At 42.5% G+C, this 22,921-nt stretch carries 24 protein-coding genes; 13 read left to right on the top strand and 11 right to left on the bottom strand.

The features are described 5' to 3' along the window. Window positions 1-90: 90 nt before the first annotated feature. The 3 genes from J699_RS02950 (at window position 91) to J699_RS02960 (ending at window position 3,493) form a co-directional block, all read left to right on the top strand. Entirely contained in the window at window positions 91-381 is a 291-nt protein-coding gene (locus J699_RS02950) for a cold shock domain-containing protein (protein WP_005283667.1), read from the top strand. A gap of 116 nt (window positions 382-497) precedes the next feature. Beyond that, window positions 498-1,196: a cold shock domain-containing protein gene (locus J699_RS02955; RefSeq protein ID WP_032868070.1), complete on the top strand. Its 699-nt coding sequence runs from the start codon at window positions 498-500 to the stop codon at window positions 1,194-1,196. A 236-nt stretch (window positions 1,197-1,432) separates the two neighbouring features. After that, window positions 1,433-3,493 (top strand): TonB-dependent receptor, encoded by a 2,061-nt coding sequence (locus J699_RS02960; RefSeq protein ID WP_171076943.1) that lies wholly within the window; start codon window positions 1,433-1,435, stop codon window positions 3,491-3,493. Between the two features lie 53 nt (window positions 3,494-3,546). Here J699_RS02960 and gigC read toward each other — a convergent pair whose 3' ends face one another. Further along, window positions 3,547-4,431: a LysR family transcriptional regulator GigC gene (gene gigC, locus J699_RS02965; protein WP_005228933.1), complete on the bottom strand. Its 885-nt coding sequence runs from the start codon at window positions 4,429-4,431 to the stop codon at window positions 3,547-3,549. Window positions 4,432-4,515: 84 nt separating this feature from the next. Here gigC and J699_RS02970 point away from each other — a divergent pair, with 84 nt between their 5' ends. Both J699_RS02970 and J699_RS02975 read left to right on the top strand, forming a co-directional pair. After that, window positions 4,516-5,277, top strand: a complete 762-nt coding sequence (locus J699_RS02970; RefSeq protein ID WP_005228934.1) for a ferredoxin--NADP reductase — start codon at window positions 4,516-4,518, stop codon at window positions 5,275-5,277. A gap of 50 nt (window positions 5,278-5,327) precedes the next feature. Continuing rightward, on the top strand, window positions 5,328-5,651 hold the full coding sequence (locus J699_RS02975) for a hypothetical protein (RefSeq protein ID WP_032868066.1): 324 nt from the start codon (window positions 5,328-5,330) through the stop codon (window positions 5,649-5,651). A 29-nt stretch (window positions 5,652-5,680) separates the two neighbouring features. Here J699_RS02975 and J699_RS0218885 read toward each other — a convergent pair whose 3' ends face one another. After that, a complete protein-coding gene (locus J699_RS0218885; RefSeq protein ID WP_004770789.1) occupies window positions 5,681-6,103 on the bottom strand; it encodes a hypothetical protein in 423 nt (140 codons plus the stop codon). A gap of 206 nt (window positions 6,104-6,309) precedes the next feature. Here J699_RS0218885 and J699_RS02980 point away from each other — a divergent pair, with 206 nt between their 5' ends. The 3 genes from J699_RS02980 to J699_RS02990 all read left to right on the top strand — a co-directional run bounded on the left by J699_RS02980 (window position 6,310) and on the right by J699_RS02990 (window position 8,895). Beyond that, complete coding sequence (locus tag J699_RS02980) at window positions 6,310-6,510, top strand: hypothetical protein (protein WP_005228936.1); 201 nt, start codon at window positions 6,310-6,312, stop codon at window positions 6,508-6,510. A 230-nt stretch (window positions 6,511-6,740) separates the two neighbouring features. Then, the gene (locus J699_RS02985; RefSeq protein WP_032868064.1) at window positions 6,741-8,438 is read left to right on the top strand and encodes a mechanosensitive ion channel; all 1,698 of its coding nucleotides are present in this window, start codon (window positions 6,741-6,743) and stop codon (window positions 8,436-8,438) included. Between the two features lie 277 nt (window positions 8,439-8,715). Then, a complete protein-coding gene (locus tag J699_RS02990; protein WP_032868062.1) occupies window positions 8,716-8,895 on the top strand; it encodes a hypothetical protein in 180 nt (59 codons plus the stop codon). Between the two features lie 46 nt (window positions 8,896-8,941). Here J699_RS02990 and J699_RS02995 read toward each other — a convergent pair whose 3' ends face one another. The 5 genes from J699_RS02995 to J699_RS03015 form a co-directional block, all read right to left on the bottom strand. Continuing rightward, the gene (locus J699_RS02995) at window positions 8,942-10,138 is read right to left on the bottom strand and encodes an NAD(P)/FAD-dependent oxidoreductase (protein WP_032868061.1); all 1,197 of its coding nucleotides are present in this window, start codon (window positions 10,136-10,138) and stop codon (window positions 8,942-8,944) included. A gap of 55 nt (window positions 10,139-10,193) precedes the next feature. Further along, complete coding sequence (locus J699_RS03000; protein ID WP_032868058.1) at window positions 10,194-11,066, bottom strand: 1-aminocyclopropane-1-carboxylate deaminase/D-cysteine desulfhydrase; 873 nt, start codon at window positions 11,064-11,066, stop codon at window positions 10,194-10,196. A gap of 65 nt (window positions 11,067-11,131) precedes the next feature. Next, entirely contained in the window at window positions 11,132-12,199 is a 1,068-nt protein-coding gene (locus J699_RS03005; RefSeq protein WP_228131918.1) for an HlyD family secretion protein, read from the bottom strand. Between the two features lie 125 nt (window positions 12,200-12,324). Next, window positions 12,325-13,971: an MFS transporter gene (locus J699_RS03010; RefSeq protein WP_032882961.1), complete on the bottom strand. Its 1,647-nt coding sequence runs from the start codon at window positions 13,969-13,971 to the stop codon at window positions 12,325-12,327. Window positions 13,972-13,984: 13 nt separating this feature from the next. Next, complete coding sequence (locus J699_RS03015; RefSeq protein WP_005228943.1) at window positions 13,985-14,533, bottom strand: TetR/AcrR family transcriptional regulator; 549 nt, start codon at window positions 14,531-14,533, stop codon at window positions 13,985-13,987. A gap of 185 nt (window positions 14,534-14,718) precedes the next feature. Between J699_RS03015 and J699_RS03020 the strand changes: the two genes are divergently transcribed. From J699_RS03020 to J699_RS03030, 3 genes are all read left to right on the top strand, one after another. Continuing rightward, window positions 14,719-15,399, top strand: a complete 681-nt coding sequence (locus J699_RS03020) for a DUF1345 domain-containing protein (protein ID WP_032868055.1) — start codon at window positions 14,719-14,721, stop codon at window positions 15,397-15,399. Window positions 15,400-15,495: 96 nt separating this feature from the next. Further along, on the top strand, window positions 15,496-16,257 hold the full coding sequence (locus J699_RS03025) for a class I SAM-dependent methyltransferase (RefSeq protein ID WP_032868053.1): 762 nt from the start codon (window positions 15,496-15,498) through the stop codon (window positions 16,255-16,257). 140 nt (window positions 16,258-16,397) lie between these two features. Then, window positions 16,398-17,021 (top strand): LysE family translocator, encoded by a 624-nt coding sequence (locus J699_RS03030; RefSeq protein ID WP_005228946.1) that lies wholly within the window; start codon window positions 16,398-16,400, stop codon window positions 17,019-17,021. A 61-nt stretch (window positions 17,022-17,082) separates the two neighbouring features. Here J699_RS03030 and J699_RS03035 read toward each other — a convergent pair whose 3' ends face one another. From J699_RS03035 to metG, 3 genes are all read right to left on the bottom strand, one after another. Continuing rightward, window positions 17,083-18,060, bottom strand: coding sequence for an MBL fold metallo-hydrolase (locus J699_RS03035; RefSeq protein ID WP_032868051.1), 978 nt, complete (start codon window positions 18,058-18,060; stop codon window positions 17,083-17,085). A 194-nt stretch (window positions 18,061-18,254) separates the two neighbouring features. After that, entirely contained in the window at window positions 18,255-18,698 is a 444-nt protein-coding gene (locus J699_RS0218880; protein WP_032868049.1) for a hypothetical protein, read from the bottom strand. 71 nt (window positions 18,699-18,769) lie between these two features. Continuing rightward, the gene (gene metG / locus J699_RS03040; protein ID WP_032868047.1) at window positions 18,770-20,827 is read right to left on the bottom strand and encodes a methionine--tRNA ligase; all 2,058 of its coding nucleotides are present in this window, start codon (window positions 20,825-20,827) and stop codon (window positions 18,770-18,772) included. A 350-nt stretch (window positions 20,828-21,177) separates the two neighbouring features. Between metG and J699_RS03045 the strand changes: the two genes are divergently transcribed. Further along, window positions 21,178-21,624: a hypothetical protein gene (locus tag J699_RS03045; protein WP_032868045.1), complete on the top strand. Its 447-nt coding sequence runs from the start codon at window positions 21,178-21,180 to the stop codon at window positions 21,622-21,624. A gap of 56 nt (window positions 21,625-21,680) precedes the next feature. Here J699_RS03045 and J699_RS03050 read toward each other — a convergent pair whose 3' ends face one another. Beyond that, the gene (locus J699_RS03050; protein ID WP_032868043.1) at window positions 21,681-22,178 is read right to left on the bottom strand and encodes a hypothetical protein; all 498 of its coding nucleotides are present in this window, start codon (window positions 22,176-22,178) and stop codon (window positions 21,681-21,683) included. 109 nt (window positions 22,179-22,287) lie between these two features. Between J699_RS03050 and J699_RS03055 the strand changes: the two genes are divergently transcribed. Next, window positions 22,288-22,824: a GNAT family N-acetyltransferase gene (locus J699_RS03055; RefSeq protein ID WP_032868041.1), complete on the top strand. Its 537-nt coding sequence runs from the start codon at window positions 22,288-22,290 to the stop codon at window positions 22,822-22,824. The last annotated feature ends 97 nt before the right edge of the window (window positions 22,825-22,921 follow it).

The raw sequence follows: 22,921 nt of genomic DNA, 5'->3' as shown, positions 1-22,921 counted from the left end.
CATCCTGAAGCTGTTTTGGGGATCGATTGAAAGTCTCTTTTTTATTTTTATATACTGTCATCATCGCATTGAGAAAATAGGATAAATGTCATGAAGCAAGAATTCTATCAAGGCAAAATTAAACAATATAATCCAGACAAAGGCTTTGGTTTTATTGGCACTTCTGAAGGGGATGTATTTTTTCATATTTCTGAATATCCAGCGGATGCTGAACCGAAAAGAAATGAAAAAGTAAAATTTATCGTGGTTGAAAATGACGGGAAGTACAAAGCGACCAAGATTGAACGTCTTGATCCGAATCCTGCCAAAACCAAGAAGACCAAAATTGCTGAGCACAATAATTCGATTACATCGGCATTATTGTCAAACTTCCGCCGTTAACTGCGTTTTATTTATTATTTCTTTGTTTAGTTATCCATTTAGACATGATGAGAAAAAGAGGCTTTAGCGCCTCTTTTTTATTAGAATAGAGCCTATATAAAAATAGAGTATAGAGCATGATTCTTGAGGGGAAAATTAAAAAATATAATACTGAGCGTGGTTTCGGTTTTATACATGTAGAAAGAAGAGCATCAGATATTTTCTTTCATATTTCTGATTTTCCGAAGAAGACGGGTGAGCCGAAACTTGGGGAAAGACTCAAATTTCTAGTGGTTGAAGAAAGTGGAAAATTTAAAGCAGTCAATATTGTCAGGCTGGACTTAAAAGAATCACGCTCTATTTCTGAAGTCACGGCAAATGAAAAATTGTCCGTATCCTCGTTATCTGGCCGTAGTCGATCTCAGTCGAACAGAGGGCTAATCTTTACCCTTGTAGGCTTGATTGTAATTGCAATCTTAAGTGCTTTGGTTTTTCAAAAATATCAATCCTACCAGCAATCAAAACAACTTAAAGCCGCGCGATTGGCAGAGGAACAAAGCAGAATTATAGAACAACAGCGCAAAGCAATTGGTGAATTACCTAAGCTGAAGTTCTCAGAAAAGACCGAGCGGGCTTTACAGCATCAACAGGTGCAGCCGATGCAAGCAACGCGTTCGACCAGTGCTACCAACACTCAGTTTCGCTGTGATGGAAGGCAACATTGTTCTCAGATGAATTCTCGTGCGGAAGCTGAATTCTTTATTAAAAATTGTCCTGATACCAAAATGGACGGTGATAATGATGGTATACCTTGTGAAAATGATTCCCGTTGGTAAGGCATTCATTGATCTATGAGGCTGCATTGGCGCTTAGAGCTATATTTTTAGAGATGAGGAGAAATAATTTAACGTCTTATTAGAGAATGTAAAAGAAGTAATAAATAATAGTTATGATATTGTTAATGATTTTTATTATCATTTGTTAATTTGTCTTATATAATGTGATCAAATTTTTATCGGGGTCTGATTACATGAAAAAGAATCTATTATTTTTATCTCTCATTGCATTACCGATGTTTGCCGTTGCTGAAGACAATACGGTTTTACCAACGATTAAGGTGAAAGCCGGTCAGCAAGACAGTTATGCGAATGGCAAGCTTAAGAAAAATTCAAACCTAGGTAGTTTAGGCAATAAATCCCTTATTGATACTCCGTTTTCTGTTACAACTTATTCGGATCAGCTGATTCAGGACCAACAAGCTGCCACTGTTTCAGAAGTATTAAGAAATGATCCAAGTATTCGTGAAACGACCAATGCAGGACATTTAAATGAAAATGTCCAGATTCGTGGTTTTAGTGTGGGCTTTGAAGACTACAATCTAAATGGGCTGTTCGGGATGGCACCGACTGGCCGTATTCCAACAGATATTCTTGAATCTGTGACTGTATTAAAAGGTCCCAATGCTTTAGTGGCAGGGATGGCACCAGCAGGGGGGGTTGGGGGGGGGGGCATGGCACAGACTAAACGTGCCAATCGAGATCTGACGCAAGTATCTGCCAGTTACGAAGATGGAGGATATTATAAATCTGGTGTTGATATCTCTCGCCGTCTAGGAACAGATCAGGAGTTTGGTATTCGAGCCAGCGGAACTTATGGTAGCGGAGAACATCTGATTGAGGGAATGGATGATCGCAATGCGGCAGGTGTGCTTGCACTGGACTATACGACAGAGCAATTAAAACTGAATTTTGATGCCTATGCGATGCGAGATCATCGGGAAGGTGGTTCTCCAGCCATGGTTTCAATGGGCACGATCAAACAGGTGATTGCAGCGCCAGACGGCAACAATAACTATTTCCCAAAAATTGAAGGAAAGCAAAATAGCCAATATGCTGGATTGTCTGGAGAATATAAATTTAATCCAGATTTAAAAATGTTCGCAGCGGTGGGATATACGGAAAAAGAATATTCCGGTCATCTCTTCGGTACACGTATGATTGTACAAAATGCTGAAACAGGGGCAGCAAAGTCCCAATATTATCGAGTGGGGACACAGGAGCACAATGTTGCTGCAAATACGGGGCTGGAAGCAAAGTTCGATACGGAAAGCATCAAGCATACTGTCGGGTTAAGGGCAGATTATTTAACACGTAAATATTGGCAGCATGCGGCTGCAACGGTATCGGCTTTTGATACCAACCTGTATCACCCAGCAGACAATGGCGCAATGCCGATCAATTATCCTGACATCGTTCCTTATGCAGATAACCGCTATGTGAGTTATACCCTGACTGACCAGCTTTCCATGCTAGATGACAAGTTGCAATTGATTCTCGGAGCACGTTATCAGGATATTGATACCAAAAATTTGTTTAAAAAAACCGATTACTCAGCAGATAAGATTTCACCAAGCCTGGGTATTGTGATTAAACCTTTCGGTGACAACCTTTCATTGTATGCAAGTTATGTTGAGGGCTTATCTGAAGGCGTTGAAGTATCCAGCATCACTTATCCAGATGCAAAAAACAAAGGTGAAACTTTTGCTCCCTATCAAACCAAGCAATATGAAATAGGGGCAAAATACCAGACAGGTTCATGGTTCAATACATTTGCCCTATACCAAATTGAAAAACCAGATATCTATCTGGACAAGGCTTCCTCGACCGTAAAAGATGATGCTGAGACCCGTTCGCGAGGGATTGAATGGTCTTTCTCCGGTAATGTGACAGAGGATTTAAGCTTATTGGGTCATCTGGCTTATATAGATGCGGAATATGTAAAGTCTGGTACGCCTGCGCTGGAGGGAAAAACCGTTTATGGCATACCTGATTTCACTGCGGGACTGAGCTTAGACTATAAGATCCCCGGTATTGATGGCTTGAGTGTAAATACACGGGCAACCTATGTGAGCACACAGTATTTAAATAACTCAAATAGTTTAGAGTTGCCTGATTATACGATTGTTGATTTAGGGGCGAAGTATGCAACTCAACTGGGAGGCGTAAATACAACGCTTAGAGCCAATGTAGATAATGTCGCTGATAAAAAGCATTGGGCAGGGGTATTTAATAATGATTATGCCATTATTGGCGCAGGTCGTACTTATAAACTCGGGGTGAGCTTCGATTTCTAAATTGAAGGGTATAAAAAATGCTTCCAGCTGGAAGCATTTTTTATTTTAAAAAGCTAAACCTGAGCTTCGCAGAATTGCAAAAAGGCTTTTAAACCGGGACCTTGATATTTCTGACGATGTACCAGCATATACAGCGGACGGGTTAATTCCCAATAAGGGGTATCCAGAATCACCAACTGGCCTTTTTCCTGAAGCGGCTCAATTGCCAGTTTGGAGATACAGGACATGCCTAAACCACCGGCGACAATTTTTAAAATTGCTTCGTTATGGCCCAGGGTTAAACGGATATTGGCATCTGGTAAATCTTGTAAAATGGCATTATCAAATACTTCACGTGTGCCTGATCCTTCTTCACGCAAGATCCATTCTACTTCATGAAAATCTGCCGGGGTAATCGGGCGGTTGAGTTGTGCCAACGGATGCTCCGGCGCACAACACACGGCCAGTTCATCATTGCGCCAATGAATACATTGCAGTTGCGGTAAATGACAGGAACCTTCAATTAAGGCCAGATCAAGCTGGAACTGATTCACTGCTTCGATCATTTGACGGGTATTACCCACTTGCAATTGCAAATGTGCTTGTGGATGACGTTGTAAGAAATCAGCCATTAAGTCAGGCATTAAATAATCACTGATAGTGAGTGTCGCCCCGAGACGTAAATCAATGCTCTGCAACTCACCTTTGGCTGCCTGCTCAAAAGCATCGCAACGACCTAAAATTTCAAGGGCTTGAGGAAGTAGAAAGCGGCCTAAATCATTGAGTTGTAGGCGTTTCCCGAGACGGTCAAACAGTGGTGCACCCAGACCATCTTCTAAATCTGCTAAGGCCATACTTGCCGCACTTTGTGTGAGACGAACAGCATCACTCGCTTTGGTTACAGTTCCTTCTTGAGCGACCGCCACGAAAACAGCCAACTGGCGTAAAGTCATGCGCATGTTAAATAGCCTTAATGTTTTGAGTATCCATCATTTATTCGATCATGCTAACATGAGCCTACTGTTTCGTGCCACGTTCAAATCATGTCAATTGAAAAATTTAGCGTAGAAAAGGTTTTATCTGTACAGCGTTGGACTGACAATCTTTTTAGTTTTACCATGACCCGCCCAGCCCATTTTAAATTTACTGCAGGGCAGTTTGCCCGAATTGGTTTAATGGTGGATGGCGAACTGGTGGTCCGTGCTTATTCTGTGGTGTCTTCCCCCTTTGATGAAACGCTAGAATTCTTTTCGATTGTGGTCCCCGATGGCGCATTTACCTCTAATCTGCAACATCTGAAAGTGGGTGATGAGCTGTATCTGGAAAAGATCTCCTATGGTTATTTAACCCTTGCTCGTTATCAGCAACCTTTGCCACAGGATTTATGGTTGTTGGGGACCGGGACGGGTCTGGCGCCGTTCTTATCGATGTTGCAAGATTTTGAAACATGGAATAAATATCAGCAGATCAATCTGGTTTACAGCGTTCGTACTGAATCTGAGTTGGCTTATGTCGAGCGTATTCAGGAGATTGCAGCACTCTTTGGTGAAGGGCATACCGGCTTTAAGTTTATTCCGATTATTACCCGTGATCCGAATGCAGCCTTGCATGATCGCTTACCGGTTCTGATTGGCAATGGTGAATTGGAAAAAGCAGCAGGACTTTCTTTTAATCGAGACAGTAGTCATGTGATGTTATGTGGTAATCCGCAGATGGTGGAGGATACCAAGGAAGCCTTGAAGCAACGTGGTCTGATTATGAACCGCCGTGGTGAAGGCAATATTGCCGTGGAGAATTATTGGTAAAGTAAGGATTGAGTGATTCCAGCTTACTCAATAATAAGGAAAACAATGGCATGGAAGAACAAGATAAAAAAAAGAGAATAGGCAAAGTACCTTATATGGCTTTTTTTGTCGGTCTGCTGTTGATGCTTGTGCTGATCATTTATAGCTACACGACGGTTTATGCAGGAGGCTGGGGCGATTTAAGCCGGAATATCATGCTAGGGCTAACTTTATTGGCATTTGCTGTGTATTGCTTATTCTTTTTTATTTGTTCGCTGTATCTTTGGATGGTTTATCAGAAACAGCCCAACTTGGATTTGTCTCTCACAAATTGGGCTATGGGACTACATGGCTTGGCAGTTGGGTTGATATTATTGTTTTTTGCAGGCAGCTAAAGCCATAAGAGCATAAATTAAATACCAAATTAATGGACGAACATATCCATAAATTCACGAATTTCTTGAATCGCGGTGTCTACATCTGTAGTTAACCAGGTCGGTTCAAATAACCCGATATAGTGCTCCAGGCGTTCTTGGGGAACGACCAAACGGACTGGACAATCTTCTTCAAGCAGGCGCCAAGGTAAAATGGGTACTTCATTGTCGAGGAAAGGCTGTACATTACGAATATCAATGATCATGGCATTGATACAGTCAGGCAGGGGCATCACCGAAAACTCTTCTGTACGGCGACGAAAATATTCCAGATCTCCCCATTTCAAGATATAGCTTGGCTTATTAAATTCAATAATGCCAATCAAATGTTCATCGCGCGTGTGATGTAAAAAACATTGATGCGTAACATCAGTGTCCAAATCAAGAGAAACGCTTTGTTGGCTATAGGACATAAAGCAAAACATTTAAAAAACGGGACTGCATAGTATAGCTTATTTTTGTTGCCCGCTAAAGCCGACTATATTTTAAACAAAAAATAAAATAAAAAAAGTAGAGTTCTGCAACTGGCGCAACGATAGTCCGAAGCTTCTTCACACAATGCTACATAGGGGATTGCTAATATAAATATTGAAAAGTAATAAGGAAGAGGGCTGCTATCATGCATGATTTTAGTAAGCCACAACCCCATGTGGCGAGCAAAGAAGAAGTTACCAAAAAGAGAAGATTACCCGTTTATATTTTGATTCTAGTGGGAATCTTTTTAGTTGCATTACTTGTTTATATGGTTGCTGACCATTCGGCCAATCCAACTGCGCAAGTGATCTTGTCACAAATGCAGTCGGCAGTTCTGAATGCTTAGACAAGCATATTTTAAGACCGAGAATTAATTCTTCAAAAAGCTCATTGGTGTGAATCAATGAGCTTTTTTGCAATATTTTGCGCACTTTTTGTTGTATTAGTGCTGCCATTTATTGATTGGAAAATAGACAAAAATTATGGTGGAAGCATCCATAAATCATGTTCTTAGTTCATAGAGCAAGCATGGGTGGTTAAGACCAAAACTGAAAAACACAACATAAGGATAACAACATGAATGATTTTTTTAATGACCCCTCCAACCGTGGAGGATTTGACGCAATGTATTATTGGGATCAATTTCACCCTATTTTAGCTGCAATCGTGATCCTGCTGGTGGGCTGGATTATCGCGTTGCTGATTGCTGCCGGCGTGAAAAAATTACTGCAAAAACTTGATACCAATCATAAATTGTCGTCTGCAACTGGCCGTACCCCAAATATTGAGAATCTTATTTCCAAGCTGGTGTTCTGGTTTATCATGATTCTGGCGGTCGTGGGTGCATTAAATGTTTTAAATATTAGTGGTGTAAGTGACCCATTCAGCAATATGGTCGGGCGTATTCTGGCCTTCATCCCGAATCTGTTTGCTGCAGTTGCAGTCGGCTTTATCGGCTGGATCGTTGCCCGTCTGGTACGTGCAGGCTTGACCAATGTTCTGGCAAGAACCCAACTGGATGAGAAACTCAGTGGCGAGGTGGGTGTCAGTTCACTGAGCAGCAATATTGCCGAAATTTTCTACTGGTTGGTTTTATTACTGTTCTTACCGATTGTGCTATCAATCCTTGGTTTAACAGGTCTACTGATTCCTGTACAGAACATGGTCAATGAAGCAGTGGCTTATTTACCGAATCTGTTTATTACAGGTGTGATTATCTTTGTCGGATATATTCTTGCGAAGATTGTCCGTGGCATTGTGGAAGGTCTCAGTAATAGCTTCGGTTTACAGGCTCAGGCTGAAAAAGTCGGTCTATTTAAAAATTCAAATGTCTCGAAATTTTTAGGATCGTTCGTTTTTGCGGTCATTATTATTACCACTTTAATCGTGGCATTTGAAGCATTGGGTATTGAGGCGATTTCGCAACCGGCAACCTCGATGCTGAATGAAATCATGCATGCAATTCCACAAATTATTGCAGCAGGCCTGATTCTAATCGTGGCTTATATCGTTTCACGTTTTGTTGGACGCTTGGTGGCTGAACTGATTTCAGGTGCAGGCGTTGATGAAATTCCGGCAAAACTCGATCTACAGCGTTTTCTAGGTCAAACACGTGTTTCTGACATTGTCGGTTATCTGATCGTTTTCTTCACCATGCTGTTTGCGGTGTCAGAAGCGGCGGACCGTTTGGGTCTGGAACAGGTGAGTGTGCTGATTGCCATGTTCATCCAGTTCGGTGCAAGTATCCTGCTGGGGGCGGTAATTCTGGTGATTGGCTTCTGGCTGGCGAATGTGGTTGCCAATGTGGTTCAGCGCGGGGAATATAATAGCTCACGCTGGTTAGGTAATCTGGTCCGTGTCTTAATTATGGGCCTTGTGATTGCGATGGGCTTAAGAGCAATGGGTATTGCCGATTCCATCGTCAATCTGGCATTTGGTTTAACCCTGGGTGCAGTTGCTGTCGCCTTTGCTCTGGCGTTCGGTTTAGGTGGTCGCCAGCCAGCAGAGCGTCTGTTAAGTGATTTATTAGACAAGGCAAAAACAGAAGGGAAGCAACCGAACCCATTGCACAAAGATGATGCTGGATCAAACAATGTTATGACTCCAACGCCAGTGTCTCCAGTTAATCCTGTGAGTCCGACACCTGCTTCATCGACTAATCCTGTGAGTCCGACACCTGCTTCATCGACTAATCCGGTGAGCCCAACACCAGTGTCACCAAATACTCCGGATAACTCAACTCCACCGACTCCGCCTTATTCGGATGAGTCGTAAAAAATAATCTTTGATTTTTTTTAGCAATTCGACCACTCTAAGCAGGGTGGTCGTTTTGTTTTTTATGAGTAGGAAGGCCTTTGGTTATAACCAGATCAGCAACATTAAGACATAGGCTTCTTAATATCGCCGAATGGGAAATGACTTAAATCCGGAGTGATGTCGAAAGTATGGATGGGGCATTTGAGGTGGTCGAAGTAAAATTTGGCCTAAAAAGCAATTCATTTATAGAGCAAGTCGCCCTAGTCTCTCAATAAAAAGTCGATAGGAGAACAGAATGAAGAGGCCAAATCGTGTATTTGCACCAGTTATTATTGCAGGTATTACTGTCGGTTTTTTGGCGAGTGCCTACAAATTTGTGGTGGCGAAATCAAGCCCAAGTAAAGACAAGTCAATGCAAAAAACACAGAAGATGCCTTCGACAGAAGCCGCTAATTCTTCAGATGAACAACATTAAGTATGGTTTCATCTGAAAAAGCAGGTGATTTGCATCAAAACCCTGTTTAAACGAATTGGGCTGCTGCCTGTGCAGATGACCATGCCCACTGGAAGTTATAACCCCCCAAGTGTCCGGTCACATCCAGTACTTCGCCAATAAAATAGAGACCTTTCTGTTTTTTACTTTCCATGGTTTTGGATGAAACTTCACTGGTGTCGACACCACCCAATGTCACTTCTGCGGTGCGATAACCTTCAGTTCCAGAAGGTTTGACCGAGAAGGCATGGAGTTGTGCTGCAATCTGTTCCAGTTGCAAGTCGCTGATATTGCCAATCGCAGTTTCACTTTGCTCTGCCCAGATCAATTGCTGCAATTCCAGCACGATACTTTTGGCGGTAAATTCACTAAGTAGGGTCCGTAGCAGCACCTTCGGTTGAGATTTTTTCTTGTCCTTGAAAAATTCAGCAAAGTCCTGACTTGGGAAGAAATCAATTTTAAAGCTTTCACCGACATGCCAGTAGTTGGAAAGTTGCAAGGAACTTGGGCCGCTAAGTCCGCGATGGGTAAACAGTAAGGCTTCGGTAAATTGATGACGCTCATTCATTAGCGTTGCATCCAGTGCATTACCGCTTAGACGTGTCGTTACTTCTTTAAACTGGTCAGAGAAGGTAAACGGAACCAGACCTGCACGGGTTGGGTAAACATGATGCCCGAACTGCTGTGCCAGCTCATAGCCAAAGCCTGAACCGCCTAAAGTTGGAATAGACAAGCCGCCTGTGGCAACCACCAGCGATTCACACTGATAAGTCCCTTGACTGGTTTCAATGCTAAAACCTGACTCTGCTTGTGCCTTGACTTGCAGGACTTCGCAATATGTCTGAATCTGTACACGCTTGGCTTTCGCACATTCTGCCAGTAACAGTTCCAGGATTTCTTTTGATCCTTTCAAGGTAAACAGCTGACCGTGCTTGCGTTCTTCATATTCAATCCCGTATTCGCATACCAGACCAATAAAATCCCAGTTGGTATAACGGGTCAGGGCAGAAATGACGAAATGCGGATTTTCAGAAAGATAGTTCGCAGGTTCGACCTCCAGATTGGTAAAGTTGCATTTACCGCCACCAGACATCAAAATCTTCTTACCGACTTTATTGGCTTTTTCCAGCACAGCAACCGAGCGCCCACGTTTGCCTGCTTCTGCAGCCAACATCAAGCCTGATGCACCTGCACCTAAAACAACAACATCAACTTGATGAATCATGGGAGAAATACTCAAGAGCGGAAAAGCGGGCAATTATAAAAGATTTATGCAGCTTTTAGTATGTTTTCAACTTTCCTTGTAACCCCCCTGTGTGAATCGCCAGAATACGGGTATGTTGTGGGAAATGCTGCCTTTGCATCAGGTCAAACAGACCCATCATCATTTTGGCGGTATAGACCTGTTCCAAAGGAATTCGGTATTGCTGTTCAAACTGTTGCATAAAGTGCAGGAGTGCTGGACTGGTTTTGGCATAGCCACCGCAACTATAGGCATCAGTTAAAGACCAGTTCTGTTTATTGGTCCATTGTTGAATGTCTTGTTTTAGAAAATCCCCTTTTAAGGCAGAAAAGCCCAGCACATGCTGTCGATCAGAACTGCTTTCAATCAGCCCGGCAATGGTTCCACCGGTGCCGACTGCACAGCAAATCACATCATAATTTTCGCGGTCATCTTCAGTTAAGATTTCCTGTGTTCCTTTTAGCGCCAGTGCATTGCTGCCTCCTTCAGGAATAATCAATGCTTGCGGATAGCGCTGTTGTAATTGCTGTAAATACGTGGCTTCATGGCGCAGCCGATATTCGGCCCGACTCACAAAATGCAGATGCATACCCAAATCTTGTGCGGTTTGTAGGGTAGGGTTTAAGGCTTGCAAAGCCAGCTCTTCACCCCGAATCATGCCAATACTTTGCAAACCGAAGTGCTGGGCAGCATAAGCGGTTGCTGCAATGTGGTTGGAGAATGCACCGCCAAAGGTCAGTACTTGTGTCAAACCTTGTTGCTGTGCGACAAGCAAGTTGTATTTGAGCTTAAAAAACTTATTGCCTGAAATGTGTGGATGAATCTGGTCCAGACGCTTAATGGTCAGTTGGACCGTACCGGGAAGCGCTAATGTTTGATAGGGAGTGGGAAAAGCAATGTGATCAAACATTTTCGAACAAGAGAAATAAATTTGACCACATTGTAAATGGATTTGATTGAGAATGTCAGTATCGTTTAGGAACTGGTATCTACCGAAGTAATCACCGACATCCCGGGACGTAAATTTTCTATGCCTTGCTGATTCGGATCTACGGTGATCCGCACCGCAATACGCTGTACCACCTTGGTGAAATTACCGGTTGCATTGTCCGGTTTTAACACGCTGAATTCTGAGCCAGCTGCAGGCGAGATCTGTTCGACTTGTCCGGTGAATTTCTGATGATTCAGGGCGTCTACCGTGAAAGATGCTTTTTGACCAATTTTCATATTGGCAATTTGGGTTTCCTTAAAGTTGGCAATCACCCAGGTTTGTTGTGGAATTAAATACAGCAATTGTGTACCCGCAGCAACGTACTGGCCCACGCGTGGATTGACTTCGCCCAGTTGACCATCCAGCGGCGCCACAATGGTGCTGTAATCCTTGGTGGTATTGGCCTGATCCAGTTGTGCCTGTGCACTATTGACCTGAGCCTTTAAACCAGCTTGTGCCACTTGCGCTGTTTTTAAGGCTTCTTGCGCAACCTGAATGTTGGCTTGGGCCTGTTTCAGCAAGGCAAGGTTATTTTGTGCATCGGCTGCTGCTTTATCCTGCTCTGATTTTGATGCCGCACCACTATCGCCAAGTTGTTGGTAGCGTTTGAGTTGCGCGACGGATAAATCGTATTGTGCCTTGACCTGATCCATTTTGGCCTGTGCCGCAACCACATCAGCCTGACGCTGGGCAATGGCCTGTGTCTGATTGGCCAGGCTATTTTGTGCCTGCTCTACACCAGAGACAGCTTGAGTCACTTTCTGGTCATAGGTGGTTGCATCAATATGCATGAGTACCTGACCCTGTTTGACATGATCAAAGTCCTTGACCAGCACATCCTTGATGTAGCCATTGATCTGTGAGGAAAGAATGGTGGTTTTACCTTTCACATAGCTGTTGTCGGTCTGCTCAATCGCCGTGTGGAATGGCCCGATTCGCCATGCCCATAAAATAATCGTGATCCCGACAATAAGCACCAGCAGCATCCACCATAAGGTTGAACGCTTGGTCTTGATCAGCTTACTGGTTGGCGGTGGTGGAGGCGGTGGCATTTGAGCCACCGCTTCTGACGCCTTTTCAGCTGGAACCGTCTGGTTTTGCCCGTTGTTCTGGGCATTGGTGTTTTCTGGTTTATCTTGTTCAGACATAATGTTTTCTCAATCAAATACCATCAGGGTTAACTGGCTGCTTGCAGATTTTTTCGGGTCATGTACTTGTTACGCACATATTTAAATAAGCCCCATAGCAGTAAAACCACAGCAAAAATGCCATTTAAGACAATCACATCGTTATAGGCACGAACCTGTGCTTCGCGGGTTACTACTTTGTTTAGGTTCTGCAAGGCCTGATTATTTTGCAGGACCGAATCATTGGTACTCGCCATGGCACTGCGCTGATAAGCCTGTAGGCGTTGGGCCACCAATGGGTCGGTCGGGTCAAGATTGCTGTTGATCTCGACTTTATAATCATAGGTATGGTGTTGCTGGTAGGTATTAAAGAACGATGAACCGACCAGACCACCAAAGTTTTGTGTGGCTGAGAACAGGACAATAAAGGTCACCACATATTGCGGCCCGCGTTGCAAGGTCCGCATAAAGCCCATCAGCAACAGTGGCCCAATAAACACACCACCGGCAAAGCTCACTAAAAACTGACTACGATAGAAATTGGCTGGGCGTACATCACTGGTCAGGTGGTAATCCAGTGCACAGGCAATCAGAATCAGGATTTCAGCAAGGAATAAATTTAAAATTAATCGTTCACGGTGGAAGGTCAGGGCACTAAAAACCGAACCGGCAATGGTTCCGCAAAAGATCACCACATATAACGGCACGAACTGGTCTGGCCCCATGCCCATGGTCTTCAGGAAATTCACGGCCGCATAACTTTGCTCTGACATCAGCAGGCGTAATGCAAAAGCACTGACAACAAAACTAAGTAAGTCCCCCGCCGCCAGCCAACGGGTCATGATTAGCGGATTGGTCCGGTAATGTTCGTAGGTGAGACCCAACACAATCAGACAGAAGCCAATGATCAAGGTATAAGCCAGCCACGGACTATCGAACCACCATAGAATTGGTCCTTGGGTGAGCACGATACACAGACAGGCAAAGCCGGGTGCCAACAGGGCAAAGGTAAAGAAGTCCTGCTTCTCGAACACTTCCAGACGCAAGCTGCGTGGCAATTTGAGCGATACCACCATGGCAAAACAACAAATAGCCAGACCCAGCTCAAAGGTATAAATCACATCCCACTGGTTTGCGCTGAGGAGGAACGGTGAAATAATCCAGGCCAATGGCAATCCCAATTGCTGAAAGCCAAAAGCCAGATAAATGCCTTTGGCCATATCGGCCTTGCCAAAGGCCTGCATGGTGTAATACATGCCGAGCGAGCTGAGGGGGGCTGCGGCCAGACCCGCAATAAAACGGACAAAAAGCGCCATTTCATAGGTTTTGACAAAGATGTGCAGAATCAGTACGCCAAAAAAAACCAGTAACCCGTTTTCTGAAAACAGGCGAAAGCCATATTGCTGACGGGCCTTAAACAGGATCAGGTTTGAACTGACATTGGCCATGACATAGGCCGCAGGGAGCCAGGCCGCTTGTGAAGCGGTTAATCCATACTCCCCCTGAAAAATCGGTAAATTGGCAACAATAAAGCCATTACTGAGACTGGCAGCAATACAGATCAGCAGGCCAATAACAAAGTAGGCGAAACGTTTCGGGCGAGCATGTGCAATCGCTGCAGGCGAGCCCGGTAAGGTTGGACGCTCATCTGCAGACCAATCCGGAGGAGTCTCTAGATAGCGAGGGTTTTTATCCATATTCTTCCTCGAACTACACTTTAATGCCGTTTAATAATAATTCTATTGCGCGTTTCGCCAGCCGTAGCTGGTCGCTCGCCTGATGTCCCTGAAAGGAAGACCCCAAAATCGCGGTGATCATACCAAAATCCTGAGGGGTAAGATCAGCACGACATAACTGGTGCTGGATCGCCTGATCAATCAGCGGTTGTAATGCTTTATCACGTCGTTCATAAATGTTTAGCATGATTGGGTCTTGTCGATCAATGATGCGCCAGTAATCAATCAGCACCACCAGTTGTGGAATCTGTTCGATATGACCTTCGATTAAACGGATAAAGCCATCATTAAAGACCCGTAATTCTTTGGCCTTCTGCTCCAGACGAGTGATGGCCCGTTCCAGCAAAGCTGCAATCAAGGCCTTACGATCAGCAAAATTACGATAAAAAGTTGCCCGTCCCACACCGGCATGATCAATGATGGCCTGTAAAGGCACATGAACCCCTTGCTTGCGGAAAATTTCCTCTGCGGCGTTGAGGAGTTCATCACGATTGTGAGCCGCCAATTGCTGACGTTTTGCCATGACCAAGACTCGTGTAAGATATAATGTGAATTAAACGGACATTTTTGTCCGAAGTAAATATATAGTGAAAATTTATTTTGTTTATTTTCGGTAAAAACCATCGTAGAAGATATTTTTCCAAGTGCATACAGTGTTAAAAAATAAAGTGAAATGAATCATGAATAAAAAATACAATCAGGTGAAGCATGCAAGGATTTGTACAGGGTTTTGCGAGAGGGATAAAACATCGTCCTTACCTGTCCGCAACTTTTAGTCTGGGGTTGCTGATCTATGCGGCATTGCACTTTTTTACCGACTGGAAATGGGCCACCTGTTTGCAGTTAGGCTGGAATATTGCCATATGGCTATATTTGTTTCTGACCCTGAAAATGATGTGGCATCTGGATGCAACACACATTTTAAAACGTGCCCGGCAACAGGATGAAGGCAAGTGGGTGATCCTCACGGTGGTATTGATTGCGATTGTGGTCTGTTTTATTTCAATTGTGGTGCAGCTCAGTCATGTGCCGAAAGATTTTCCTATTTTAAAAAGCACCCTGATTCTACTGACCATCGGCACCATATTTTCAACCTGGTTATTGCTGCATACTTTATTTGCAATTCACTATGCCCATGACTATTATCTGGCCAAAAGCCGTCATGAAGAAGCAGGACTGGACTTTCCTAAAACAGATCAACCTGACTATCTGGATTTTATTTATTTCAGCTACATCATTGGTACCTCGGCTCAGACAGCAGATGTGTCGATTACAAGTTCTGCACTCAGACACTTAAATATCTTTCATTGTGTCCTAGCCTTTATCTTTAATACCGTGATTCTGGCGGTTGCGATCAATGTCGCGGCGAGTTTAATCGGATTAAATTAATAACTTATTTTTATTAATAAAATTAAAATTGATCATTTTTATTTTTGATTGTGGCTGTTTATTGTAAAGGCAATCAGACACAGCAAGGATATGAATATGAGCACCCAGCATCAAGTCAATCAACAGCAATATCAGGATAAATCTCAGGCCTATTTAACCAGTAGCGTGCATGCGCAGGGGATTGAATTTCAGAAAATGCAGCAGTTGATTCAGGCGCATCAATTTAAAACAGCACTGGATTTGGGCTGTGGCGGTGGGCATGTCAGTTATCAGGTTGCACCTTTGGTCGATCAGGTGACTGCCTATGACTTAACGCCATCGATGGTCGAACTGGTGGCTCAGCAGGCCACGCAAAAGGGCTTTGATCATGTCATGGCCGTACAAGGGGCTGCTGAGGCTTTGCCTTTTGCCGATCAAAGTTTTGATTGCGTCATTAGCCGTTATTCTGCGCATCACTGGCACAATGTTGCGCAAGCCATGAGTGAAATCTACCGCGTCGTGGCGCAACAGGGCAAAGTGATTATGGTAGATATTCTAGGGAATTCTAATCCCGTCATGGATACTTTTTTCCAGACAATTGAAAGCATTCGCGATCCAAGTCATGTCCGTAATTATAGTTTACAAGAATGGATGCACTTTGCTGAATGCGCAGGATTTCGAATCGAATATGTTGAAAAACAGCATTTAGAGTTAGAGTTTCAGAGCTGGACAGAACGGATGCAAACGCCTGATTATGCAGTCCAGACTATACGGCATTTACAGCACAAAGCTTCCGATCAGACGCGCCACTATTATCAGATTCAGGCAAATGGCTCATTTCGTAGTGAAGTGATGTATCTGGTTTTGAGTCGGGCTTAAGTTTTATATAAAAGGTATAGGCTCAAAAATATTGTATTCAAGCGTGAAAAATAAGAGGGCAACTCAAAATTTATCTATCACCTTGATCCTGTTTTTAAGTAAAATCATTGCTTGAAAATTATTCTAATCTAGAGGTTATCTTGGAATCGTTATTGATTTTAGGTTCAATTGCGTTGGCCTTAATGTTAGGGGCGATTAGCCCGGGCCCTACATTTATTTATGTGGCGAAGAATTCAATTGCGATTTCACGTAAACATGGCCTATTTACCGCTTTAGGTACAGGCACGGGGGCAGCCTTGTTTGGTTTGCTGGCAGTCATGGGCTTACAGGCAATTTTATTGGCGGTGCCTTCTGCCTATATCGCTTTAAAAGTATTTGGCGGCCTGTATTTGCTTTGGCTGGCCTATAAGATCATTAAGCATGCCAAAGAGCCAATGGAAGCAGTCAATGGTACTGTGAATCAGATGAGCTATGCACAAGCCTTTCGTTTAGGGCTGATTACCCAGCTCAGTAACCCGAAAATTGCCATTATCTTGGCCAGTATTTTCACGGCCTTATTACCGAAAGATATCCCAAGCTACTACTATGTGGTGTTACCGATGTTGTGCTTCTTTATTGACGCAGGTTGGTATTCGCTGGTGGCGGTTGCCTTGTCAGCAGAAGGGCCACGCAAAGTCTATTTAAAATCCAAATCCGTGTTTGATCGTATCGCAGGTGGCGTGATGACGCTGTTGGGATTAAAGCTGATTTTTGGAATGAAATAATACAGCAGAAAAAGCGACCACGAAGGTCGCTTTTTTATTGTCTAGAATCCACTTATTCAGCTTAATCTTTAAAATGCACTGGAATCCATTGATAGCTCTTACCATCTGCTGAATAAATATGCCCCATTCCTGGGAAAGGTAAATGTGGTGCAGCAATGGTTTGGCCATTTTTAGCGAAATCAGCAAACTGTTTTAAACGGGTTGCCACTGCTTTTTTCGGATCAATATCGTATTCAATCGCAGTTTTAGGTTGATCAAATTGCACGGTATGTGAATGTACGATATCGCCAATAAACACTACGCTTTCGCCTTTGCTTTTGAGTTCATAACTAAAGTGGCCTGGAGTATGTCCCGCCGTGTTAATGACTTTAAAACCCTGAATGTCATCACCAAGTTTATAAGTTTTAAAGCGTTGCTTGGCTTGGTAAGGAGTAATCGCCTGTTTAATTTGCTTCACAGTTCCTTCATAGCCCGCTTGTTTGTCTTTTGGAAGCTTGGCTGCCTGTTTGGGATCTAACCAGTAATTGGCTTCATCATTCGAGACATATACGGTTGCATTGGGGAAATTGGCAACGCCATCTTTACTGATGCCACAGACATGATCAGGGTGTAAATGTGTGAGTAAAATGGTATCGATTTGTTCAGGTTTGTAGCCTGAAGCGACCAGATTTTTCAGGATTGAACCTAAGTGTGGGCCAAAGCAACTGGCTGCACCGCTATCGACGAGTACCAATGATTTTCCTGTATTGACGAGGAAAGCATTGATGGATGTTTGCACTCCTTTGTCTTGGTCTGCGTAGTATTTTTTCAGGATATGTTGGACTTGTTGCGGTGAAATATCTTTAAACAGGCTTGGTGACATAAAGTTAGTGCCATCGAGCAGGGCAGTGATTTGCACATCACCCACTTGGTGTTGATAGAAGCCTGCTACCTGTTTTTGTTGTTCAATGATCGGCAAGGTTTTGCTTGTTTCTGCATGGCTCAGTAAAGGGATGCTGCTCAAGAATGAGATAGAAAGAAGTAGGGCTGTTTTTTTCATTTATAAATATTCTCAATTTTAGTTGAATTGTCTACTTTTTAGCACGGATATCTATTCTTTAAAAGAGAATAATCATTATCGAAGAAATACTATAATCTCCGATTGCTTTATTGTTTGTAGTTACGCTTGGGCTGGAAGAAAGGTACAACTTGTATTTAGTTTGAGAGAATTTATTTGATTAAAAGTATTAACTATTATTTTGATTTTTTCCATTCAATAACGGCACAAATAGTCGTAATTGGCAGGATTAAAACAAATTGTAGATATAAAAAAGTCAGCAACCATTCGTGAGAAAATTGTGAAAGTAGCAATAAAAGAGGCGCCCATAATAAACTGGTAAAACAACCATAAGCGATGGCTTGGTATAGATTTGCATTTACTAACTTATCTTTGAATATATGTAAAAATAACTCACCCGTAATATAGGCAGGAATGTAGCCAACAACATATCCGACTGCGATCGCAATTAACATTAAGCAAAGCATAGGAATAACTATACTGGGTGTGATTAGACTTTGTAAAAAACGGATTGGATGGTCTAGATAAATCAAGATATGGAAACTGATTACAATGATAAATGTTCCAATAGTTGAACCATAACGTGTAAATGTGGTTGTTTCTGAGTTGTTTTTATTCATTTTGAGCTTTATTTGATTTAATTAAAAATAATATAAAAGGGCTTCCGAAGAAGCCCTTGATATTTTATAAATTAAGACACTTTATCGCCTGGTTTAGCGCCTGTTTCAGGTGAAATCACCCAAACACCTTCGCCATTACCTGCGGCAAGTACCATACCGTTAGAAATACCAAAGCGCATCTTACGCGGTGCAAGGTTTGCCACCATCACCACCAATTTGTCTTTAAGCTGTTCAGGCTGATAAAACTCACGAATGCCACTAAACACATTACGCGGTTCAGCTTCACCGACATCCAAAGTCAATTGCAGCAATTTATCAGAACCTTCAACAGTCGCAGCTTCCAATACTTTTGCTACACGAAGATCAATTTTCATGAAGTCTTCAATACCAATGATTTCAGCTTCACCTACTTTTGGCTCAGGCTTCTTCTCGACTTTCTTTTCTTTTTTCTTCTCTGCTTTTGGCGCTTCTGCCGCAGCAGCTAAAGAATCTTTAGATGCATCCACCATTGCAGCAACTGCTTTGGCATCAACACGTTGCATTAAAGGTTGGAATTGCGCAATTTCATGACCAAGCAAGATCTGCTGACGTGATGCAAAGTCGAAGCTTTCAAGTTGTAAGAAGGCTTGAACCTGTGCCGCAAGCGTTGGTAAGACCGGCGCCAAGTAAATCGCAAGTTGACGGAACAGGTTAATCCCCACCGAACAAACGTCATGAACTTGTTGTTCCTGACCTTCTTGCTTGGCAAGTGCCCATGGCTTTTTCTCATCAATATACTGATTGGCACGGTCAGCCAACGCCATGATTTCACGGATCGCAGCCGAGAATTCACGTGCTTCATAAGCTTGTGCGATTGAATCACCTGCATCAATAAAGCTCTGCACCAGTTCAGATTCTGCACATGTATTCGACAAGGTATTATTAAAGTTGCTGTTAATGAATTTTGCACAACGGCTGGCAATATTCACCACTTTACCGACAAGGTCAGAATTCACTTTTTGAACGAAGTCATCCAGGTTCAAATCTGAATCTTCAACTTTGTCAGACAGCTTAGACGCAAAGTAATAACGTAGATATTCAGGATTCAAATGCTGTAAATAGGTTTCTGCTTTGATGAATGTACCGCGAGACTTCGACATCTTCTGGCCATTCACTGTCAAGAAACCATTTACGAATAAACCTGATGGGGTACGATAGTTGGCACCTTCAAGCATTGCCGGCCAGAACAGGGCATGGAAGTAAACAATGTCTTTACCGATGAAGTGATAAACTTCTTTATCACTGTCTTTTTTCCAGAAATCATCGAAGCTTAAATCTGGACGTTTGGTTTTGATGTAGTTTTCAAAACTTGACATATAGCCAATTGGTGCATCAACCCAAACGTAGAAATATTTGTTTGGCGCATCTGGAATTTCAAAACCGAAATAAGGCGCATCACGCGAAATATCCCAATCCGATAAGCCTGCTTCAAACCATTCATCTAATTTATTGGCAATCGAAACTGGCAGACGACCTTGATCACGAGTCCATTTCTGTAAGTATTCTGAGAAATTCGGAAGTTTAAAGAAGTAGTGATCTGATGATTTTTCAACAGGGGTGGCACCACTTAAGGTTGAACGTGGGTTTTCCAGTTCAGTGGCATTATAGGTTGTACCGCACACTTCGCAGGCGTCGCCGTATTGATCTTCTGACTTACATTTCGGGCATGTGCCTTTAATGAATCGGTCAGACAGGAACATACCTTTTTCAGGATCAAATAACTGGGTAACAGGGCGAATCGCAATATTGCCTGCTTCACGGTTTTTGATATAGATTTCTTCTGAACGTGCTTTGTTCTCGTCGCTATTGGTTGAATCATAGTGATCGAAGTGCACACCAAAACCATCAAAGTCACGGATATGTTCTTTCTGAACATTGGCAATTTGCTGTTCCGGGCTAATGCCATTGGCTTCAGCACGCAGCATGATCGCGGTACCGTGAGCATCATCCGCACATACATAAGTCACATCATGGCCCATTGCACGCATCGCACGAACCCAAATATCTGCTTGGATATAACCGAGTAAGTGACCCATATGGATAGGACCATTGGCATAAGGTAGGGCATTGGTGACTAAAATTTTACGCACGGATATTGTTCTCTCATTCGTATTTGCAAGGCAGATGATTTTACATGACTTGACCCCGACTTGCACAAGGGATTCAGTGAAATCTTTTCAAGCTAGGTTCGGAGGCAATTTTGACGGCTTTATACAGACTTCATTTGCCCTAGAATTAACGATATAACTTCTGGATGGGCTTTTACTTTTTCTCTCTATGGTCTTGTTCTATAGGTCATCTAAATTGAACTAATATTTAGCATTTATGATGTTATTTGAAGATGATTATCTCAATCTATCTTATAATAAATTTTACATACTTGCTTTGTTAAGTGTTTGTGTAAGTAATTAATATTTATATTAAATAAAAAGAGAAATAGATGAAGAATTATTATGGTGAGCAGACTTCCTTTGTCTGGTGGTGTATCCGTTCAGTGATTTCGGGCACAGTTGCAACGCTCAGTATCGTGTTTTTTGTTTGGGGATTTTTGATTTATGAACAGGATTTTTCACCTCAAGAACTCTCTAATGGGGTTCTTAGAGGTGTTGCTGCAATCATCATGTTCACGCCAGTTTTAATTGGTTGGCATAGCTTTCTTTATTTTATTAGTTATTATTTTTTACGACATCCAAAAAAGTTAATCGACCTATCTCAGTTGTTAAAAGGCGTAGGGTTTTTACTGGGAGGGTATGTCATTAGTTTTATTGTTGTATGGGGGCTTCCAGATTTTAATTTAGAGTTATTTATGACGTCTATTTTCTTATTTATGGTTATATTATTACCATTGATATTAGGATTTATAATTGCAAATATATTTAAAAATTAGAGAACCAAAATCTGAGATTTTTACTTTAAAAAGCATAGAGTATGCATCCCGAAGGATTACATACTCTGCATTTGCTTGACTGTGATGCTGTGCTTGGAGTTCTTTCTTAACGAAATAACTTTTCCTTTAGACAGGAAATGGATGTAATAGCTCTTTAAGCCGTCTGTTTTCGGATCAAGCGTAATCTCAGCACACATTGGCGTTTGCCAAAGCTCATCACTGCCCAATGTGCCTAACCATGCCTGTGCTTTTAACACCACAGTAAATTGATCTTTGATTTCAAGATCAGTAATGCTCAGTTCGCTGCACCAATGTTCCGTTTTAGGAAACTCGGCTTTCGAAAATTTCCAGCAAATGGTCAGCGCCAAACTGCTTTCAACCGGCGCTTTATCATCACTGATCTGATCAATAACCGGAATTAACTGTTCAGCCAAATCCTTTTCAAAAGACAGAATCATGTTTTGGATTCTTCTTTTACTTGAAACAATGTACTTCAAGCGTTTTTCTTGGGCCTGAAGTTCCTGTTGAATTTCTAGAAGTTCATTTTCATTCATATAGGCAATTTTGACGACAAGGTCTATGATTGAGATATTTTCAGCAGTATATCCGATCTATCTCCTTATATTGTTAATAGTTTTTAATACACATTTATTGGTTCTAAAAATGATCGAAACAGCCAGATTACGTCTCAGACAATGGCGAGCAGAGGATAATGAAGCCTTTGCGGCCATGAGTAGCAATCCTCAAGTAATGCAGTACTTTCCGAACCTGCTGACACGGGCAGAAAGTGATGCCTTGATTGAGCGCATGAAATCGATTATCGACACGCAAGGCTGGGGGTTCTGGGCGGTTGAGTTAAAACATAACCAGCAATTTATTGGCTTTACCGGGTTGCATAATCAACCGACACAATTCTCCTTTTCGCCTTGTGTGGAAATTGGATGGCGACTCGATCAGGCGTATTGGGGACAAGGCTATGCGCCTGAAGCTGCCCAAGCTGCGCTTGCATTTGCTTTTGAGCAGTTAAAGCTGGATAAAGTGGTGGCCTTTACTACCATGGACAATACGAAATCGCAAAGAGTCATGCATAAATTAAACATGAATAAGGTCGGTGAATTTCAGCATCCCGCTATAGCCAAAGATCATCCACTCGGTTGGCACGTGCTCTATGAGATATTAGCCAAGGATTTTATTCGCTAGGCAGGATGTTATTCATTTATATGCTTTTTATATCTGATAATAAAATAATTTATTGTTCGGCAATAATTTGAATCTTCCTGTATTTCATTTGTTTCAA

It is taken from the genome of Acinetobacter sp. 1000160, from assembly GCF_000588715.1.
GTDB classification, from domain to species: domain Bacteria; phylum Pseudomonadota; class Gammaproteobacteria; order Pseudomonadales; family Moraxellaceae; genus Acinetobacter; species Acinetobacter courvalinii.
This window is presented reverse-complemented; position numbering and strand designations above follow the sequence as displayed.

Excerpts from the sequence above, each read along its gene's own strand:
- J699_RS02950 (WP_005283667.1), top strand. The coding sequence starts at position 91 with ATGAAGCAAGAATTCTATCAAGGCAAAATTAAACAATATAATCCAGAC.
- J699_RS02955 (WP_032868070.1), top strand. The coding sequence starts at position 498 with ATGATTCTTGAGGGGAAAATTAAAAAATATAATACTGAGCGTGGTTTC.
- J699_RS02960 (WP_171076943.1), top strand. The coding sequence starts at position 1,433 with ATGTTTGCCGTTGCTGAAGACAATACGGTTTTACCAACGATTAAGGTG.
- gigC (WP_005228933.1), bottom strand. The coding sequence starts at position 4,431 with ATGCGCATGACTTTACGCCAGTTGGCTGTTTTCGTGGCGGTCGCTCAA.
- J699_RS02970 (WP_005228934.1), top strand. The coding sequence starts at position 4,516 with ATGTCAATTGAAAAATTTAGCGTAGAAAAGGTTTTATCTGTACAGCGT.
- J699_RS02975 (WP_032868066.1), top strand. The coding sequence starts at position 5,328 with ATGGAAGAACAAGATAAAAAAAAGAGAATAGGCAAAGTACCTTATATG.
- J699_RS0218885 (WP_004770789.1), bottom strand. The coding sequence starts at position 6,103 with ATGTCCTATAGCCAACAAAGCGTTTCTCTTGATTTGGACACTGATGTT.
- J699_RS02980 (WP_005228936.1), top strand. The coding sequence starts at position 6,310 with ATGCATGATTTTAGTAAGCCACAACCCCATGTGGCGAGCAAAGAAGAA.
- J699_RS02985 (WP_032868064.1), top strand. The coding sequence starts at position 6,741 with ATGAATGATTTTTTTAATGACCCCTCCAACCGTGGAGGATTTGACGCA.
- J699_RS02990 (WP_032868062.1), top strand. The coding sequence starts at position 8,716 with ATGAAGAGGCCAAATCGTGTATTTGCACCAGTTATTATTGCAGGTATT.
- J699_RS02995 (WP_032868061.1), bottom strand. The coding sequence starts at position 10,138 with ATGATTCATCAAGTTGATGTTGTTGTTTTAGGTGCAGGTGCATCAGGC.
- J699_RS03000 (WP_032868058.1), bottom strand. The coding sequence starts at position 11,066 with ATGTTTGATCACATTGCTTTTCCCACTCCCTATCAAACATTAGCGCTT.
- J699_RS03005 (WP_228131918.1), bottom strand. The coding sequence starts at position 12,199 with ATGCCACCGCCTCCACCACCGCCAACCAGTAAGCTGATCAAGACCAAG.
- J699_RS03010 (WP_032882961.1), bottom strand. The coding sequence starts at position 13,971 with ATGGATAAAAACCCTCGCTATCTAGAGACTCCTCCGGATTGGTCTGCA.
- J699_RS03015 (WP_005228943.1), bottom strand. The coding sequence starts at position 14,533 with ATGGCAAAACGTCAGCAATTGGCGGCTCACAATCGTGATGAACTCCTC.
- J699_RS03020 (WP_032868055.1), top strand. The coding sequence starts at position 14,719 with ATGCAAGGATTTGTACAGGGTTTTGCGAGAGGGATAAAACATCGTCCT.
- J699_RS03025 (WP_032868053.1), top strand. The coding sequence starts at position 15,496 with ATGAGCACCCAGCATCAAGTCAATCAACAGCAATATCAGGATAAATCT.
- J699_RS03035 (WP_032868051.1), bottom strand. The coding sequence starts at position 18,060 with ATGAAAAAAACAGCCCTACTTCTTTCTATCTCATTCTTGAGCAGCATC.
- J699_RS0218880 (WP_032868049.1), bottom strand. The coding sequence starts at position 18,698 with ATGAATAAAAACAACTCAGAAACAACCACATTTACACGTTATGGTTCA.
- J699_RS03045 (WP_032868045.1), top strand. The coding sequence starts at position 21,178 with ATGAAGAATTATTATGGTGAGCAGACTTCCTTTGTCTGGTGGTGTATC.
- J699_RS03050 (WP_032868043.1), bottom strand. The coding sequence starts at position 22,178 with ATGAATGAAAATGAACTTCTAGAAATTCAACAGGAACTTCAGGCCCAA.
- J699_RS03055 (WP_032868041.1), top strand. The coding sequence starts at position 22,288 with ATGATCGAAACAGCCAGATTACGTCTCAGACAATGGCGAGCAGAGGAT.